We start from the raw sequence: 16,887 nt of genomic DNA on the forward strand, positions 1-16,887 counted from the left end.
GAGGAGGCTGCTTTGCGAGGATCCGCTCCCCCGTCCGACAGACGCCGTGGACGGCGCGCGCTGCGTATGGCCACGGCCGCCGCGGCTGCCGCCGCTCTGCTCCCGGTGTTCGGTGTCGCCCACGCGGCCGAGCCCGGCCCGAGTGCCGCGGGCTCGCTGCAACAGGCGTTCACGGACGCCGCCAAGGCGTACCACGTGCCGCAGAGCGTGCTGCTGGGCGTGTCGTATCTGGAGTCCCGCTGGGACGGCCACCAGGGCATGCCGAGTGTGACCGGCGGCTACGGGCCGATGCATCTGACCGACACCCGTACCGCCCTCGCGGACTTCCCGAGCAAGGGCATGGGGGACGGCGCGGACGACGGGCGCGGGGACGACACCCGGCCGATGATCAGTACGGCGACCGCGCAGGCGCCCGATCTGGCCGCGCTGCCCGCCTCGTACACCACGCTGGACCGCGCGGCGACGCTGACCGGGCTGTCGGCCGGTGCGCTGCGCGAGGACGCGGCGACGAATGTGGCGGGCGGCGCGGCGCTGCTCGCCGACACCCAGAAGTCGCTGGGCGAGCCGCTGAGTTCGGATCCCGCGGACTGGTACGCGGCGGTCGCCCGCTACTCCGGCGCCGACGACACGGCGACGGCCGCGGCCTTCGCCGACGACGTCTTCGACGTCCTGAAGCAGGGGCAGACACGGACCACCGACGCCGGGCAGCGGGTCACGCTGGCCGCGGCTCCCGCGGTGAGGCCCGCGGCGGGCCAGGCCGCCAGGATCGGCCTGAAGCAGGTCAACGCGGCGGGGACGGAGTGCCCGAGCGGCCTGGGCTGCGAGTGGATCCCGGCACCGTACGAGGACACCGGCGGCGGGGACTACGGCAACTACGACAAGGCCGACCGGCCGAACACCGAGAAGATCGACACGATCGTCATCCACGACACCGAGGGCTACTGGGACACCGCCCTCCAGCTCGTCCAGGACCCGACGTATCTGGCCTGGCACTACACCGTGCGCTCCTCCGACGGGCACATCGCCCAGCACCTGAACACCAAGGACGTCGGCTGGCACGCGGGCAACTGGTACACCAACTCCAAGTCCGTCGGCATCGAGCACGAGGGCTTCCTGACCGATCCGGGCACCTGGTACACGGAGTCGATGTACCGCACGTCCGCGCGGCTGGTGAAGTACCTGGCGGCGAAGTACCACATCCCGCTGGACCGGCAGCACATCCTCGGGCACGACAATGTGCCGGGCCCGACGGCCTCGTACATCTCGGGGATGCACACCGACCCGGGTCCGTACTGGGACTGGGGTCACTACATGGCGCTGATGGGCGCCCCCCTGCGCGCGACCGCCGGCGCCTGGGGCGGCGTGGTCACCATCGCCCCCGACTACGACACCAACCAGCCGGTCTACACCGGCTGTGTGACGGCCGCGGCGGTCTGTCCCGCGCACGGCTCCGACGCGGTCCGGCTGTACACGGCGCCGAGCGAGGACGCGCCGCTGGTCAAGGACATCGGGCTGCACGGCGCGACCGGCGCGAGCACCACGGGCGTCAACGACGTGGGCGCGCGGGCCTCCGCGGGCCAGCAGTTCGCGGTGGCCGAGCGGCAGGGCGACTGGACGGCGGTGTGGTACCTCGGCCAGAAGGCGTGGTTCCACAACCCGGCGTCGCGGCCGACGGCCGTCAACTCGATCGGCCTGGTGATCACCCCGAAGAAGGGGCTGGCGAGCATCCCGGTCTACGGCCGCGCGTACCCGGAGGCGGCGGCGTATCCGGCGGACGTGCCGGTGCAGGGCATCTTCCCGATGCCGTACGCGATCCCGGCCGGACAGCGGTACGTGGTCGGCAATGTGGTGCCGGGCGAGTACTTCTACTCGACCTCCTTCGACACCAGCAACCAGAAGGTGGTGCGCGGGAAGCAGCTCTACTACGAGATCCAGCTCGGCCACCGGGTGGAGTACGTGATGGCCTCCGACGTGACCTTGCTGCCGTCGGTGCTGGGCGCTCCGCGCTGAGTCCGCCGGGCCCGCGGCGGCGGGCCCGAGGGTAGCGGGGGAAGGGCGGCACCGGGAATCCGGTGCCGCCCTTCGCCGTGTCCTGTCGCGCCCGTGTCGCCAAGCGTGCGTGTGCCGAAGCGTGCGCGTGCCGAAGCGTGCGCGTGCCGAAGCGTGCGTGTCCTGGGCGTCCTGTCGCGTCCGCGTCCTGAGCGTCCGCCCCGCGGAAGGTGTGTGTGTACGCCGGGTCTCAGCCCGCCTGGAACATCTCCGCGGGCAGCGGCTTCAGAAGCTGGTACAGATCGTCGGTGATCGGCCGGTCCCAGGTGGCGATGGTGACCTGGACGCCGTCGCTGCGGTCGAACTGGGCGCAGGCGACCCGCGACTCGGAGATCTTGATCCGGCGCACGATCAGCAGGCTGTCGCCGTGCATCACGGGGGTGTCCTCGATCCCGGTGACCTCGGCCGGTTCGTCGTTGCCGAGTGCCGCGAGGAGCTGGGCCACCTCGAAGGGCACCTGGCCGTCGTCCAGCTCGCGGGCGGGCGAGCCGACCGGGAGGTTGCCGATCAGCATCGCGGGGCCGCGTCCGCCGAACAGGTCGTAGCGCAGATAGATGCCCTGGCAACTGCCGTCGGGGCCGGGCAGCAGCCCGGCGCCGAGGTCACCGGGCCAGTCCCCCGGGTCCATCGCGAGGACATCGAAGTCCGGCCCGGTGGGCGTGGCTGCGCTACGGCGGCGGAGGAAGGACATGCCGCCATCGTACGGGTAGCGACCGCCGCCGGGGACCGGGCCCGCGCCCCTTCCGTGCCCTGGTCGCGTGCCGCCCCGGCCGGTGCGATCCCGTACGGCGGGCCGCCCCCGGGCCGCTCCCCCGGCCGTCAGCGGCCGTAGGCGTCGTCGTCCGGCGGCGCGGGCGCCGCGGGGATTTTGCGCAGTGCTTCCGGCAGCCCGGTGGGGTCGGTGCCGAGCTTGCGGTAGACGGCGTTCAGGGTGCGGACGACGTCGCGCTCGCCGGTGCCGAGGGCGGCGGCGATCCGGCGGTGGTCCTCGCCCTGTGCGGCGCGCAGGGCGGCGGCGTGCTCGCGGGCGGTGAGGGCGTCGGAGTCGGCCGAGTGCGGGTGCCGCGGGCGCAGCCCGGCCAGCTCCAGCTCCTGGCCGGCCCGGTCGGCCAGTCCGTCCGCGCCGCACGTCCGGGCGGTGTCGAGTCCGCGGTGGAGCTGTTCCGCGGCCCGCTCTGGCTGTCCCGCCCGGCGCAGCGCGGCGCCGTGGGCGACGAGCGAGCAGGCGAGCTGATGAGCGGAGGGCGACTCCTCCAGCCGGTCGACGGACTCCTCGAGCAGCTTCAGCCCGTCCGGGCCGCCGGTGACCTCGGCGGCGACCCGCAGCGCGTGGCCGACGGCGGAGGCGGCGCCGAACTGGCGGGCGCGGGCGACGGCGTCCAGCGCGGTCGCCCTGGCCCGGTCGGGGGTGTCGTGCGCCTCGGCGAGCGCGAGGTGCAGTTGCCAGGGGCTCCAGGCGGGGTTGCGCATCCCGCGCGGGTCGAGCCTGCCGCCGACGCCGGTCAGTTCGGCGACGGCTTCTTTGTACCGCCCCTGGGCGAGCAGCAGTTCGCCGTGCACGGCCTGGGCGTCGGGGAAGGTGACGGCCGCGGGGAACGGCTCCCGGAAGTCGTACGCGGCGGCGAGCGCGACGGCTTCCTCGGTCCGGCCGCGGGCCAGCAGGATCTCGATGAGGACGGCCACCGAGTACCACTGGACGGGGGTGCCGCGGCCGACCCGCTCGGCCAGCCGCAGCCCGTCGCGGGCGAAGTCCTCGGCCTCCGCGAGCCGCCCGCGGCGGTAGCGCAGGTAGCCGAGCAGCAGATACCCGAAGGACAGGTGGGCGCCGCGCCAGCCGTGCCGCTCGAAGCCCGCGATGCCGGTGGTGAACAGCTCCTCGGCGCGGCCCGGCTGGTCGGCGTACATGTAGGTCATGGCGACCAGGACGGGGACCTCGAAGCCCCAGCCCTCGTTGGCCCAGGGCAGGCCGCCGTCCAGGGCGCGGCCCGCGTGGCGCAGGACGGTGGTCGTGGGCTCGCCGCGCAAGGTGGCGTCCCAGGCGCGCAGGCCGATGATGTACCGCTCGGTGAGGTCGCGGCCGGTGAGCCGGTCGGCGAGCCTGGCCAGCCGCCGGGAGCGGCTGGGCGAGTCGGGTTCGTCGGCGCGGAAGGCGTCCCACATGAACTGTTCCGCCTGCATCCGCAGCCTGGTGCGGGCGCCGGTGGCGGTACGGGCGGCGTGCGCGACGACGTCGGCGGCCTCGCCGAGCCGGTCGCTGTGGGCGAGGGACTGGGAGAGCCGGAAGACGATCCCGTCGCGCAGTTCGGGGTCGGTGATCGGCTCTTCGAGCGCGGCCCGCAGGTGGTTGACGGTGACCGAGGGCTCCAGGAGCTGGGAGGCGGAGCCCAGTTCGTAGAGCACGGCGGCCCGGTCCTCGGGCGGCGGGGGTTCGCGCAGGGCGCGGCCCAGGTACGCGCGGGCCGCCTCGGGGGCGCCCGCGCGCAGCGTCTCCCGTGCGGCGGCGCGCAGTTGGGCGACCACCCAGGGGTCGCCCTCGGGGTGGGTCTCCAGCAGGTGGCGGGCCGCGGCGGCCGGGCCGAGGCCCTCGTCGACCACCGACCAGGCGGCCTGGCCGTGCAGGGCGACGCGTACGGCGTCCGGGATCGCCCGGTAGACGGCGGTGGCGATCAGCGGGTGGACGAACTCCAGGGTGCCGCTGCCGGTGACGATACGGGCGTCGCGCAGCCGGTCGGCGCAGTCGGCGGCCTCCTCGCGGCCGAGTCCCGCGACGGTGGCGGCCAGCGTCGGGGAGATCTCCGTGCCGAGGACGGCGGCGGCCCAGGCGAGGCGGACGGTGGAGGGGCCCAGGCGTTCGAGCCGGGCGATCAGACCGCTGCCCTTGGCCGCGGCGGCCAGGTCGCGCAGCAGGTGGGCGCTGGACTCGTCGGGGCGCAGCCCCCGGTCGCGGACCTTCTCGGCCAACTCGACGGCTTCGAAGGGGTTTCCGGCGGTGACCGCCCAGCACTCGCGGCAGAACGCCTCGTCGGCGTGCGCGCCGACCGACTCCCTGATCAGGTGGCGGATGGCGGTCGCGGTGAGCGGTTCGAGGCCGATCGGGCGGTGTCCCGCCCGGCCGGGCAGGCCGCGGAACGACTCGGCGCCCGGCGGGAGTTCGTCCGGCCGGTAGGCGACGACGATGAGCAGCGCCAGTTCGTCGGCGCGCGGCGCGAAGGCGGCGAGCCAGTTGAGCGACTGCGGGTCGGCCCAGTGCGCGTCGTCCAACACCAGCACGACGGGCGCGCGTTGGACGGCGATGTGGGTGAGGACCCAGTCAAGGCCGTCGCGCAGACCCTGCGGGTCGGGGGCGGCGCCTTCCGCCGTGCACAGTCCGAGGGCCGGGCCGACGATGCCGTACCAACTGCCGAGCCTGGCGCGGATTTCCGTCTCCGGGGCTCCGACGAGCTGGGGTTGCAGCAGTTGCCGCGCGACGTGGAAGGCGACCTGCTGCTCCTGGTCGCCGCCGCGTGCGGACAGTACGGTGCAGCCGCGTTCCGCGGCCCTGCGGCGTACTTCGGTGAGCAGTGTGGTCTTGCCGAGGCCGGCGGACGCGGCGAAGGCGATGAGCCCGCCGTGCCGTTCGGCGGGGCGCGCGGCGGTGCCCGCGTCGTCGTCGGCGCCTAAGCCGGTGAGATCGCTCAACGCCTCGTCCACGGCGACGAGTTCGGCGTCTCGTTCGAGCAGCGCGCGCCGGTTGCGCGAGTGGCGCTGCGACATGGTCAACCCCCCTGCCTGCCGGTGGTGTGCGCCCGGCGCACGACATGCGGGGACGTGCAGGACGGACAGCCGACCGGTGGCCTCACAGCGTACGCCGTCGGCTCCGCTGTGTAAGGGGGACGGCCGTGCCGGTTCGCCACTGGCAGGGGACGTGACCGGCACGGCGGGAGCGGCGGCGACCTGGGAGATCTTCCCGCCGCCCAGCACGGGCGAGACTGCCACGCGAGACGGTCGTCCCACCAGGCACCGCAGTCCCCGCACCGCACTGGAGCACCCGTGCGCCCCATGTGCGCCCCCCTTACCCGCCGTAACGCGCCGTCTCGTCCGCGGGTCCTGCCGTACGCCCCTCGTGCGCGCGTCAGCCCCCGCGGGATGTCGGCGCCTCTCGCTCATCGGCTCGCCGCGCGCCTCAATCCGACGCAGGCCCCAACTCGACGCGGGCCTCAACTCGTCCCGCGCCTCAGCTCGCCCCGCGCTTCAGCTCGACGCGGGCCTCGACTCGAGCGGGCCTCGACTCGGCGCGCACACCGGCTCGATCCGCGCGTCACCCCCTCGCTCCGGTCAACTCCCCTGCCCGGCCCGCTCCTCGCGCTGCCGCGCGTGATGGCGGGCGACGCGGGCGCGGTTGCCGCAGGACGGTTTGCACCACTCCTGGCGGGCGTGCTCCTTGACGAAGTAGCGGACGCAGCGCGGGGCGGGGCAGGCGCGCAGCAGCGCGCGCTCGGGTCCGGCGAGGAAGGCGATGGCGGCGCGGGCGAGGGCGGCGGCCAGCCGGTCGGCCGGAGCCGCGTCGGCGGACACGGTGTGAGCCGCCGCGGGTTCCGCGCCGTCCGGCCAGTCCAGGCGCGGGGCGACGGGGACCAGGGCGGACGCGGTGTTCAGCCGGTCGAGCGCCTGCCGGGCCGACGGCAGTCGTCCGGCGTCCGCGCGGCTGGGCGGACCGGGCAGCACGGCGCGGGCGAAGAGCGCGCGGACCGCCGTACGCACCTCGACGACGGAGGTGCGCGCGGCCTCGTCGGCGGTGAACCGCGCCGCCGAGCCCGGCACTTCACCGAGAACGCCGCTGAGCGCGTCGGCGTGCTCGCGCACCCACCGGGTCAGTCCGGCGGGGTCCGCGAGGTCGTCGGCGACGCCGCCGTGGCCGTCGTGCCGGATGGTGACGGCGAGGTCGAGCGCGAGATGATCACCGGTCATGCCCTAATGCTATCGTCGCCATAAGCCATTAACGACTGAGGGGGTACCTGTGTCCGACCTCCGCGAGATCCTGCGCGGTCTCGATGTGTTCGACGGCGACCTGCCGCCTTTCGACATCGCGGAACTGCCCGCGGATCCGCATGAGTTGTTCATCGAGTGGCTGCTGGCGGCCGTCGCGGCCGGGGTCCGCGAGCCGCACGCCATGACGGTCTCCACGCTGGGCGCCGACGGCGACCCCGCCGCCCGCGTGCTCATCGTCAAGAACGTGTCGGCGGCGGGCTGGGAGTTCGCCTCCGACACCGGCAGCCGCAAGGGCCGCGAACTGGCCGCCCACCCCGCGGCGGCGCTCACCTTCTACTGGTCGCCGCTCGCCCGCCAGGTGCGGATTCGCGGCCGGGTCGAGACCGCGGGCCCCGAGGCGAGCGCGGCGGACTTCCTGGCGCGCTCCCCCGGCGCCCGCGCCGAAGCGCTGCTCGGCCGCCAGAGCGCACCCCTGACCGACCTCGCCACGCGCGACGCGGCCGTGCGGGAGGCCGCGGGGCGGATCGAGCGCGACCCGGACCTGGTGGCCCCCGGCTGGGCGCTCCACACGCTGCGCGCGGACAGCGTCGAGTTCTGGCAGGGCGACCGCGACCGCAGACACACCAGAGTCAACTACGTCCGCACCGAAGGTGGTTGGGAGCGAGGTCTGCTGTGGCCGTGACCGGACCCACGACCGGCCCGACGGCCGGAGGACCCGCGCTCGCGGCCGTGCTCGACGCGGGGCAGACCCGGCTGCGCACGCTGCTCGACGGTCTCGACGACGACGCCGTCCGCGCCCCCAGCGCGCTGCCCGGCTGGACCCGCGGCCATGTCCTGACGCATATCGAGGGCGTCGGCCTCGCGCTGGCCCGGCAGGCGCGCTACGCGCTGCGCGGCAAGCTGATCGAGGTGTACGACGGCGGTCGCAGCGGCCGGGACGCGGCCATCGAGGCCGGGCACGGCCGCTCCGCACCGGTGCTGACCGCCGCGCTCGGCGACGCGCTGGACGAGATCGAGGCGTCCTGGGCCGCGGTCGGCCCGGACGACTGGGACCGGCCGGTGAGCTACCGCGACGGCACGGTGACCACGGCGGGGCTCGCCTGGTGGCGCGAGCTGGAGATCCACACGGCGGACGCGCTGCTCGGCCCGACCCCGGCGGACTGGTCCCCCGAGTTGTGTACGCACCTGGTCGACTTCCTGTCCGCGCGGGTGCCGGACGGGATACGGCTCACGCTCGGCACGCCGGGGGACGCGGCGGACGACACCTGGTCGTTCACGCGGGGCCAGGGCACACCCGTGCTCGTACGGGGTCGGCTGACCGACCTGGCGGCCTGGCTGGCCGGACGGGTGCCGCCGCGGGCGCTGACCGGCGATCCGCTGCCGACGCTGGGCAGTTGGCCGTAGCGGGCCCGCTGACCACGGTGACCCGCGGCGGGCGGCGGAAGCCTCCCGGCCGCGGGTGGGCGGCGGCCGATGCCGTCCGCCCGTGCTGGGCTCAGGTGAGGTCGAACTCGCCGTCCCGCGCGCCCAGCACGAAGGCGCGCCACTCGGCGGGGGTGAAGATCAGGGCGGGCCCGTCGGGGTTGCGCCCGTCCCGCATCGCGATGTAGCCCTCGACAAAGGCGATCTGTACGTCGCCGGTGCCCTGGCTGCTGGAAAGCCACTCCGCGTCCGTCAAGTCGACCTGCGGCTTCTTCCCGTTGGCCAACGGCTGTCCGATGGTGCTTTCGGCCACGTCCGCTCTCCTCCTACGTCGTCGTCCGTCCTCCAGCCTATCCACCGGATCCGGAGCCCGCACAAGTCCGCGGAAACCACCCGGCGCACGGTGTACTTCAGGTAGTGGGGGGCTCGCTGCCCACCACCCACATGGAGAAGAACTGCGACCCGCCGCCGTAGGCGTGTCCCAGGGCCCGCCTGGCGCCGGGGACCTGGTGCTCCCCGGCCTCGCCGCGTACCTGAAGGGCCGCCTCGGCGAAGCGGATCATGCCGGACGCGCCGATCGGGTTGGTGGACAGCACGCCGCCCGAGGGGTTGACCGGCAGGTCGCCGCCCAGCTCCGTGACGCCGGACTCGGTGAGTTTCCAGCCCTCGCCCTCGTCGGCGAAGCCCAGATTCTCCAGCCACATCGGCTCGTACCAGGAGAAGGGCACGTACATCTCGACGGCGTCGATCTCGCGGCGCGGCGCGGTGATCCCGGCCTGCCGGAAGACGTCGGCCGCGCAGTCCCGGCCGGCCCGCGGGCTGACGTAGTCCTTGCCCGCGAACATCGTGGGTTCGCTGCGCATGGCGCCGCCGTGCATCCAGGCGGCCGGTCGCGGCGCCCGGTCCGCGCCCGCGGTGTCGGTGAGCACCATCGCGCAGGCGCCGTCGGAGGACGGGCAGGTCTCGGAGTAGCGGATCGGGTCCCAGAGCATCGGCGAGGAGCGCACCTTCTCCAGGGTGATGTCGGTCTCGTGCAGGTGCGCGTAGGGGTTGAGCAGGGCGTTGCGGCGGTCCTTGTAGGCGACCAGCGAGCCGACGGCGGCGGGCGCTCCGGTACGGCGCATGTAGGCGCGCACGTGCGGTGCGAAGAAGCCGCCCGCGCCCGCCAGCAGCGGCTGCTGGAAGGGGATCGGCAGCGACAGGCCCCACATGGCGTTGGACTCCGACTGCTTCTCGAACGCGACGGTCAGCACGGTGCGGTGGACACGTGCGGCGACCAGTCCTGCGGCGACCAGCGCGGTGGAGCCGCCGACCGAACCCGCGGTGTGCACCCGCAGCATCGGTTTGCCGACCGCGCCGAGCGCGTCGGCCAGATACAGCTCCGGCATCATGACGCCCTCGAAGAAGTCGGGCGCCTTGCCGATCACGACGGCGTCGACGTCCGCCCAGTCCAGTTCGGCGTCGTCGAGCGCGCGGCGGGCGGCCTCGCGGACGAGTCCCGCGATGGACACGTCGTGGCGCGCGGCGACGTGTTTGGTCTGGCCGACGCCGACGACGGCCACGGGCTCCTTGGGCATGGGTTACTCCCCTTCCAGGACGGCCACGAGATTCTGCTGGAGGCAGGGGCCCGAGGTGGCGTGGGCCAGTGCGCGGTCCGAGTCGCCGCGGTGGATACGGGCCGCCGCCTCGCCGAGCCTGATCAGCCCGGCGGCCATCATCGGATTGGCGGCGAGCGGCCCGCCGGAGGGGTTGACGGCCACGTCGGGGCCGAGCCGCAGCGCCCTGCGCAGGACGACCTCCTGCGAGGTGAAGGGCGCGTGCAGCTCCGCGGTGTCCACGGGCGCGTCGAAGGCTCCGGCCCGCTCGGCCGCGAGCCGCGTCGAGGGCGAGTCGGTGAGGTCGCGGACGCCGAGCGAGGGGGCCTCGATGCGGTGGTCCATGCCCCGGATCCAGGCGGGCCGCGCGCACAGCCGCCGGGCGGTGTCCCCCGCCGCGAGCACCACGGCCGCGGCCCCGTCGCCGACCGGCGGGCAGTCGGCGCGGCGCAACGGGCGTACGACATAGGGGTCGTCGGCTGCGGGCGCGGTGGTGAGCTGCGCGTTCGGGTTGGTGCGGGCGGCGGCGCGGCTGCGGGCGGCGATCCCGGCCAGCTCGCGCTCGTCGGTGGCTCCCGCGTCGATCAGCGCCCGGGCCTGGAGTGCGGCGAGCGCGACGGAGTCGGGCCACAGCGGCGCCATGTAGTACGGGTCGAGCTGCCGGGTGAGGACCGAACGCAGGTCGCCGGGCGAGGACTTGCCGTAGGAGTAGACGAGCGCGGTCTCGGCCTCGCCGGTGAGGATCCGCACCCACGCCTCGTACAGCGCCCAGGCGCCGTCGGTCTCGACGTGGGACTCGGAGATCGGCGGCCAGGCGCCGACGCCGTCCAGCGCCATGGTGAAGGAGAAGGCGCGTCCCGCGAGGTAGTCGGCGGAGCCCGAGCAGGTGAAGTCGATCTCGCTGGTGGCCAGTCCGGTCTGTCCGAGCGCGTCGTGCAGGACGGGCATCAGCAGTTCGACCTCGGAGACCTCGTCGGTGCGCGCGCGGTGGCGGGACTGCGCGAAGGCGACGATGGCGACGTCGGGCATCTAGACCAGCTCCCGGTAGGTGTCGTATTCGGCGTCCGGTTCCCCGGTGGGGCGGTAGTGGTCGGGGTAGCGTCCGCCCTCGGTCCAGACCGCCTCCACCCGCAGGCCCATCCGCACCTGGTCGTACGGCATTCCGGCGATCCGTCCGTGCAGCGGGAGGTCGGCGCCGTCGAGCGCGATGTGCGCGTAGACGTACGGGACTTCTATGTCCATGGCCTTCAGGTGGGCGCTCTTGATGTTGACGATGCAGAAGGTGGTGACTGTGCCGCGCGGACCGACCTCGACCTCTTCCGCGGTGGCGACGCCGCAGGTGGGGCAGGCGCCGCGCGGCGGGACGTAGACCTTGCGGCAGGACGGGCAGCGCTCGCCGACGATCCGCCGGTCCTCGGCGGCGCGCAGGTAGCCGGTCTGGGCGCGGCCGGGCGAGTAGGTGTAGTCGAGGCGGGCGGGGGCGACGATGCCGGTGACGGGGTCGGTGAAGACGCCGTCGTGGGCGGTGGCCGCGCCGCGCGTACGGCCGTCGTCGTACGGCTCGAAGCAGGCGATGTCGGTGATGGCGCCCTGGCGTTGCCCGGCCCAGCGGATCGCGACGCGCATGCCGGTGCTGACGTCCTCGGGCGCGGCGGCGTCGAGCGCGTGCAGCAGGGCGGTGTCGGCGCCGTCGAGGCGGACCAGGACCCAGGCGAAGGGCGTGGCCAGCGGCTGGTTGGGGCGCGGGTCGGGATTCCAGGCCCAGGTGGTGACGGTGCCGGTGGCGCCGACCTCGACCAGGTCGCGCACCTCGGCCGCGGTGACCGGGTCGTACTCGACGGGGGGTACGAGGACGCGGCCTTCGGCGGTCCGCACGCCGAGCACGGTGCGCTCGCGCAGCCCGGTGAGGAAGGCGCTCTGCACGGGGCCGAGCGAGCGGGTGAAGGGGAATTCCACGACGAGCGGGGCGCTGAGCACGTCCGGTGCGTGGCCTGGTGTCATGGGCTGGCCTCCTGGGGTGGGGCGGCTCGTCGGGGGTGGTGCGCGGTGGCTGTCCGAGCGCGGTGGGCGTCCGGTGCCGGGGGGGGGTTCAGGTGCCCGGCTTCAGGGGCCGGGGTTCAGGTGCCCGGCTTCAGGGGCCGGGGTTCAGGGGCCGGGGTTCAGGGGCCGGGGTTCAGGGGCCGGGGTTCAGGCGCGGCGGAAGACCGGCTGCCGCTTCTCGGCGAAGGCGCGCGGTCCTTCCTTCGCGTCGGCGGTGGCGAACAGCGGCCAGCCGCGCTCGAGTTCGAGTTTCAGCCCCTCGGTCTCGGGCAACTCCGCGGTGTCGTAGACGCTGGCCTTGACGGCCTCGACGGCGAGCGGGCCGTTGGCGTTGATCAGCTCCGCGGTCTCCATGGCCCGGTCCAACGCGGTCCCGTCGGGCACGACATGGCCGATCAGGCCGATGTCGCGGGCCTCGTCGGCGCTGTACGGGCGTCCGGTGAGCAGCATCTCCAGCGCGTGGGTGCGGGCGATCTGCCGGGTGAGCCGTACGGTCGAGCCGCCGATCGGGAAGAGGCCGCGACGGACCTCGAACAGGCCGAAGACCGCGCTCCGTCCCGCGATCCGGATGTCGGTGCCCTGGAGGATCTCGGTGCCGCCCGCCACGCACGGTCCTTCGACCGCGGCGATCACGGGTTTGCGCGGCCGGTGGTGCCGGAGCATCGCCTTCCAGTGCAGATCGGGGTCGTCCTTCAGCCGGGCCCGCGCCCGCGTGGCGGTCTCGTCGGCGCCCTCCGACAGCGCTTTGAGGTCCATCCCGGCGCAGAAGGCGCCGCCCGCTCCGGTCAGCACGATCGAGCGGATCGCGTCGTCCTCGTCGGCCTCGACCCAGCCGTCGTACAGCCCGACGAGCATCGGCAGCGAGAACGCGTTGCGCGCCCGCGGCCGGTTCAGGGTGAGGACGAGGGTGGCGCCCGCACGCTCCACGGTGAGGTGTTCCGTACCGCCCATCACGGTGCTCCTTCCGTCCGGTACTGGAACAGGTTGCAGTAGCAGCAGGCCGGGGACAAGGGTTTTCTGACTACTCGTCAGATTTGTTGGACGGGAGCCCTTCCCACCGCACGCCCGGACCGCTCTAATGACCGCGAGTCCACCGCCACTTCACCTTCACCGACGACCGACGCGGGACCGCGCGGGACGGGAGACGCCGTGGAGTACAACCTTGCCGACCTCTTCGAGTCGGTCGTCGACGCCGTACCGGACCGGGAGGCGCTGGTGTACGTCGACCACCCCGGCACCGGATCCGAGCGGCGGCTGACGTACGCGCAACTCGACGCGGCGGCCAACCGGCTCGCCCACCACCTCCTCGCGGCCGGCCTGCGCCCCGGCGAACACGTCGGACTGCACCTCTACAACGGGGTCGAATACCTCCAGACCGCTTACGCCTGCCTCAAGGCCCGCCTGGTGCCGGTCAACGTCAACTACCGCTATGTGGCTGAGGAGTTGGTCTACCTCTACCGGGACGCCGACCTGGCGGCGCTGGTCTTCGACGCCGAGTTCACCGACCGCGTGGCCGCGGCCCTGCCGCAAGCTGACCGGCTGCGGCATCTGATCCGGGTGGGCGGCCCGCCCGCCGCCGAGGACGCGGAATCCGCCCTGGATACGGTGGAGTTCGCCGACGCGGTGGCCGCGGAATCGTCCTTACGCGACTTCGGCCCGCGGTCGGCCGACGACCAGTTCGTCATCTACACCGGCGGCACCACCGGCATGCCCAAGGGCGTGATGTGGCGTCAGGAGGACCTGTTCTTTTCGGGGATGGGCGGCGGCGCCCCGACCGGCGAGCCGGTCAAACGGCCGGAGGAACTGGCGGAGCGGGTCGCGGCCGGCGGCGAGGGCCTGGTCTTCTTCCCCACCCCGCCGCTGATGCACGGCACGTCCACGCTCACCGCCTTCATCGGCTTCCACTTCGGCCAGAAGGTGGTGATCCACCGGAAATTCGTGCCGGAGGAGGTGCTGCGCACCATCGCGAAGGAACGGGTCACCAGTGTCTCGCTGGTCGGCGACGCGATGCTCAGGCCGCTCGCCGACGCGCTGGCCGGACCGCTCCAAGGCACCGACTGCTCCTCGCTGTTCACCCTGTCCAGCTCGGGCGCGGTGATGTCGCAAACGGTCAGGGACCAGTTCCAGTCGCTGGTGCCCGGGGTGCTGATCCTCAACAACTTCGGCTCGTCGGAGTCCGGCTTCAACGGCACCGCGACGGCCGACGCGGGCCCCGACCGCGGCTTCCGCATCTCGGTCGACTCGCACATCGCGGTGGTCGACCCGGCCACGCTCGAACCGGTGACCGGCGCGGCGCCCGGCCGTATCGCGCTGCGCGGCCACGTACCGCTCGGCTATTACAACGACCCCGCCGCGTCCGCGGCGACCTTCTTCCGGCGGGACGGCGAGCGCTGGGTACTGCTCGGCGACATGGCCACCGTGGACGAGGACGGCGTGGTGACGGTGCTCGGGCGGGGCTCGCAATGCATCAACACCGGTGGCGAGAAGGTCTATCCGGAGGAGGTCGAGGAGGCGCTCAAGGCGCATCCCGACGTCTACGACGCGCTGGTGGCGGGGGTGCCGGACGAGCGCTGGGGCCACCGTGTGGCGGCGGTGGTGCAGCCGCGCGACGGGGCGGACCCGCTCACCCTCGAGGACGTGCAGGCGCACTGCCGTGCGCGGCTGGCCGGGTACAAGATTCCGCGCAGTCTGGTGGTGACCGACCGCATCCAGCGCTCCCCCAGCGGAAAGGCCGACTACCGGTGGGCCCGTTCGATCGTCGTACAGGGGGCCGGATCCGGCGGGTAGGGTCCGATCATGACCGTACATGATCACCAACGCGGCGCCGGGCGGAACTCCGGCCGCGAGTCGCCGCATGCGCCGCACTCCGCCCTGTCCCCGCTCTCTCCCGGCCTCGATCCGGCCCGCACCGCGCTGGTGCTGGTCGACCTCATGGACCGGATCGTCGCGTTACCCCTGGCTCCGCACAGCGGGCCCGACGTGCTCACCGCCGCGTGCGGCCTCGCCGCGTCCTTCCGGGACGCGGGCGCGACGGTCGTCGCCGTTCGCGCGCAGCGCACCGGCCCCGCGGAACAGCCGCCGGGCAGCGGCCTGGTGGAGGGCGTGGCGCGGGACGGCGACCTGCTCGTCGTGAAGCGGACCGTCGGCGCCTTCCACGACACCGGCCTCCACGACCGGCTCCAGGAGCGCGGCATCGACACCCTCGTCCTGGCCGGGATAGCCACCAACATGGGCGTGGAGTCCACCGCGCGGGCCGCCGCCGACCACGGCTACCGGCTGGTCTTCGCCGAGGACGCGATGTCCGGCCTCACCGCCGCCGAGCACCGGGCGACGGTCTCCCTCGACTTCCCCCGGTTCGGCACCGTCGTCTCCGCCGCGGAGGTGGAATTCGTCGGTCCCGGCTGAACCCGCCGGTCTTCGGGAACCTAGGAGTGGCGGCGGGGTGGCCCGCCGCCTTCTTTTTCACCCTGGTTTCTGTACCTACTAGTATGTACACTCGGTTCCATGGACACGGCGGAGCGGTTGATCGAGAGCGCCCAGGAGCTGCTCTGGGAGCGGGGCTATGTCGGGACCAGCCCGAAGGCCATACAGGACCGGGCGGGTGCCGGGCAGGGCAGCATGTACCACCACTTCCGGGGCAAGCCGGACCTGGCGGTGACGGCGATGCGGCGCAGCGCCGCGCAGCTCAGGGCGCAGGCAGAGGAGCAACTGGCGGGCGGCGAGACGGCCGTGGAGAAGGCGCTGGCGTATCTGCTGCGCGAGCGCGACGCCCTGCGCGGCTGCCGGGTCGGCCGGATGGCCATGGACCCGGACGTCATCGACAGCGCGGAGCTGCGACAGCCGGTGGCGGAGACCTTCGGCTGGCTGTGCGACCGGCTCGCCGGGATCATCGCCGACGGCATGGACAGCGGCGAGCTGCGGCCGGGCCTGGATCCGTACGACACGGCCGCCGCGATAGTCGCCGTCGTCCAGGGCGGTTACGTCCTGGCCCGCGCCGCCGACTCGCAGGAGCCGTTCGACCGGGCGGTACGGGGTGCCACGGCGCTGCTGACGGCGGCGCGTACGGCGTCCTGACCACAGACACCCGGCGCCGCTTCTCGACCCGACACCTGACAAGGACCCGTCCCGCCGCACGACGGCGGCGCACCGCTCCGAGGCGGCGCCGCGGCACTCATGGGGGAGCCACCGACCATGCACGCGATGAACTACCGCATCACCCTGCCCGCCGACTACGACATGGGGATCATCCGGCACCGGGTGGCGACCCGCGGCCACCTCCTGGACGACTTCCCCGGCCTGGGCGTCAAGGCGTACCTCATACGTGAGCGCGGGGTCGAGGACTCGCCGGTCAACCAGTACGCCCCGTTCTATCTGTGGAACACCCCGCAGGGCATGAACGGCTTCCTGTGGGGTCCCGGTTTCCAGGGGATCGTCAGCGACTTCGGACGGCCGGTGGTCGAGCACTGGACCGGGCTCGGCTTCGCGCGCGGACCGTCCTTCGGCGCCGTTCCGCGCGCGGCGGCCAGGCGGGCGTGGCCGCTGGACCCGGGCGCCGAGCCCGCCGCCGTGATCAGTGCCGCGCTCGCGGAACTGCCGGAGCTGGCCGCACGCCCCGGCGCGCACAGCGTCGCGCTCGCCGTCGACCCCCGACGGTGGGAGCTGCTGCGCTTCACCCTGTGGGAACAGACGGCCCCGCCCGCCCCCGGCGAGGAGCGGTACGAGGTGCTGCGTCTGTCGGCACCGGAGTTGGACACGATCGAGACGGGACAGCAGTGGTGACCACCCCTACGGCTGATACGGCGCGTACATCCCC

General features: G+C 73.6%; 15 protein-coding genes. 7 read left to right on the top strand and 8 right to left on the bottom strand.

Annotated elements, in window-relative coordinates:
- Positions 1 to 66: 66 nt before the first annotated feature.
- Positions 67 to 2,010, top strand: coding sequence for an N-acetylmuramoyl-L-alanine amidase (locus ACFZAM_RS27560; protein WP_391050110.1), 1,944 nt, complete (start codon positions 67 to 69; stop codon positions 2,008 to 2,010).
- Positions 2,011 to 2,239: 229 nt separating this feature from the next.
- Here the strand turns inward: ACFZAM_RS27560 and ACFZAM_RS27565 are convergent, their stop codons facing one another.
- The 3 genes from ACFZAM_RS27565 to ACFZAM_RS27575 all read right to left on the bottom strand — a co-directional run bounded on the left by ACFZAM_RS27565 (position 2,240) and on the right by ACFZAM_RS27575 (position 6,996).
- Positions 2,240 to 2,740, bottom strand: a complete 501-nt coding sequence (locus ACFZAM_RS27565; protein WP_355344009.1) for a hypothetical protein — start codon at positions 2,738 to 2,740, stop codon at positions 2,240 to 2,242.
- A 128-nt stretch (positions 2,741 to 2,868) separates the two neighbouring features.
- Positions 2,869 to 5,802 (bottom strand): AAA family ATPase, encoded by a 2,934-nt coding sequence (locus tag ACFZAM_RS27570; protein WP_391050112.1) that lies wholly within the window; start codon positions 5,800 to 5,802, stop codon positions 2,869 to 2,871.
- Positions 5,803 to 6,363: 561 nt separating this feature from the next.
- Positions 6,364 to 6,996: an ABATE domain-containing protein gene (locus ACFZAM_RS27575; protein WP_391050113.1), complete on the bottom strand. Its 633-nt coding sequence runs from the start codon at positions 6,994 to 6,996 to the stop codon at positions 6,364 to 6,366.
- A gap of 49 nt (positions 6,997 to 7,045) precedes the next feature.
- Between ACFZAM_RS27575 and ACFZAM_RS27580 the strand changes: the two genes are divergently transcribed.
- Together ACFZAM_RS27580 and ACFZAM_RS27585 are read left to right on the top strand one after the other, a co-directional pair.
- Entirely contained in the window at positions 7,046 to 7,699 is a 654-nt protein-coding gene (locus ACFZAM_RS27580) for a pyridoxal 5'-phosphate synthase (RefSeq protein ID WP_355344000.1), read from the top strand.
- Entirely contained in the window at positions 7,696 to 8,421 is a 726-nt protein-coding gene (locus ACFZAM_RS27585) for a maleylpyruvate isomerase family mycothiol-dependent enzyme (protein ID WP_391050116.1), read from the top strand. The genes ACFZAM_RS27580 and ACFZAM_RS27585 overlap by 4 nt, the downstream gene beginning before the upstream one ends.
- Positions 8,422 to 8,512: 91 nt before the next feature.
- On the opposite strand, the gene ACFZAM_RS27590 is transcribed toward ACFZAM_RS27585, so the two are convergent.
- The 5 genes from ACFZAM_RS27590 to ACFZAM_RS27610 form a co-directional block, all read right to left on the bottom strand.
- Positions 8,513 to 8,752 (bottom strand): DUF397 domain-containing protein, encoded by a 240-nt coding sequence (locus ACFZAM_RS27590; protein ID WP_093716245.1) that lies wholly within the window; start codon positions 8,750 to 8,752, stop codon positions 8,513 to 8,515.
- A 97-nt stretch (positions 8,753 to 8,849) separates the two neighbouring features.
- Positions 8,850 to 10,016, bottom strand: coding sequence for a thiolase domain-containing protein (locus ACFZAM_RS27595; RefSeq protein ID WP_391050118.1), 1,167 nt, complete (start codon positions 10,014 to 10,016; stop codon positions 8,850 to 8,852).
- Positions 10,017 to 10,019: 3 nt separating this feature from the next.
- Entirely contained in the window at positions 10,020 to 11,063 is a 1,044-nt protein-coding gene (locus ACFZAM_RS27600) for a thiolase domain-containing protein (protein ID WP_391050120.1), read from the bottom strand.
- Positions 11,064 to 12,035 (bottom strand): OB-fold domain-containing protein, encoded by a 972-nt coding sequence (locus ACFZAM_RS27605; RefSeq protein ID WP_391050122.1) that lies wholly within the window; start codon positions 12,033 to 12,035, stop codon positions 11,064 to 11,066.
- Positions 12,036 to 12,221: 186 nt separating this feature from the next.
- Positions 12,222 to 13,025, bottom strand: a complete 804-nt coding sequence (locus ACFZAM_RS27610) for a crotonase/enoyl-CoA hydratase family protein (RefSeq protein WP_355343985.1) — start codon at positions 13,023 to 13,025, stop codon at positions 12,222 to 12,224.
- Positions 13,026 to 13,223: 198 nt separating this feature from the next.
- Between ACFZAM_RS27610 and ACFZAM_RS27615 the strand changes: the two genes are divergently transcribed.
- From ACFZAM_RS27615 to ACFZAM_RS27630, 4 genes are all read left to right on the top strand, one after another.
- The gene (locus ACFZAM_RS27615; protein WP_391050124.1) at positions 13,224 to 14,861 is read left to right on the top strand and encodes an AMP-binding protein; all 1,638 of its coding nucleotides are present in this window, start codon (positions 13,224 to 13,226) and stop codon (positions 14,859 to 14,861) included.
- A 9-nt stretch (positions 14,862 to 14,870) separates the two neighbouring features.
- Positions 14,871 to 15,479, top strand: coding sequence for an isochorismatase family protein (locus ACFZAM_RS27620; protein WP_391050125.1), 609 nt, complete (start codon positions 14,871 to 14,873; stop codon positions 15,477 to 15,479).
- Between the two features lie 99 nt (positions 15,480 to 15,578).
- Positions 15,579 to 16,148: a TetR/AcrR family transcriptional regulator gene (locus ACFZAM_RS27625; RefSeq protein ID WP_355343976.1), complete on the top strand. Its 570-nt coding sequence runs from the start codon at positions 15,579 to 15,581 to the stop codon at positions 16,146 to 16,148.
- A gap of 117 nt (positions 16,149 to 16,265) precedes the next feature.
- A complete protein-coding gene (locus tag ACFZAM_RS27630; RefSeq protein WP_391050126.1) occupies positions 16,266 to 16,853 on the top strand; it encodes a DUF4865 family protein in 588 nt (195 codons plus the stop codon).
- Positions 16,854 to 16,887 lie beyond the last annotated feature (34 nt).

The sequence above is a fragment of the Streptomyces sp. NPDC008079 genome (assembly GCF_042957385.1).
In the GTDB taxonomy this organism is placed as follows: domain Bacteria; phylum Actinomycetota; class Actinomycetes; order Streptomycetales; family Streptomycetaceae; genus Actinacidiphila.

Excerpts from the sequence above, each read along its gene's own strand:
- ACFZAM_RS27560 (WP_391050110.1), top strand. The coding sequence starts at position 67 with ATGGCCACGGCCGCCGCGGCTGCCGCCGCTCTGCTCCCGGTGTTCGGT.
- ACFZAM_RS27565 (WP_355344009.1), bottom strand. The coding sequence starts at position 2,740 with ATGTCCTTCCTCCGCCGCCGTAGCGCAGCCACGCCCACCGGGCCGGAC.
- ACFZAM_RS27570 (WP_391050112.1), bottom strand. The coding sequence starts at position 5,802 with ATGTCGCAGCGCCACTCGCGCAACCGGCGCGCGCTGCTCGAACGAGAC.
- ACFZAM_RS27575 (WP_391050113.1), bottom strand. The coding sequence starts at position 6,996 with ATGACCGGTGATCATCTCGCGCTCGACCTCGCCGTCACCATCCGGCAC.
- ACFZAM_RS27595 (WP_391050118.1), bottom strand. The coding sequence starts at position 10,016 with ATGCCCAAGGAGCCCGTGGCCGTCGTCGGCGTCGGCCAGACCAAACAC.
- ACFZAM_RS27600 (WP_391050120.1), bottom strand. The coding sequence starts at position 11,063 with ATGCCCGACGTCGCCATCGTCGCCTTCGCGCAGTCCCGCCACCGCGCG.
- ACFZAM_RS27605 (WP_391050122.1), bottom strand. The coding sequence starts at position 12,035 with ATGACACCAGGCCACGCACCGGACGTGCTCAGCGCCCCGCTCGTCGTG.
- ACFZAM_RS27610 (WP_355343985.1), bottom strand. The coding sequence starts at position 13,025 with ATGGGCGGTACGGAACACCTCACCGTGGAGCGTGCGGGCGCCACCCTC.
- ACFZAM_RS27620 (WP_391050125.1), top strand. The coding sequence starts at position 14,871 with ATGACCGTACATGATCACCAACGCGGCGCCGGGCGGAACTCCGGCCGC.
- ACFZAM_RS27625 (WP_355343976.1), top strand. The coding sequence starts at position 15,579 with ATGGACACGGCGGAGCGGTTGATCGAGAGCGCCCAGGAGCTGCTCTGG.
- ACFZAM_RS27630 (WP_391050126.1), top strand. The coding sequence starts at position 16,266 with ATGCACGCGATGAACTACCGCATCACCCTGCCCGCCGACTACGACATG.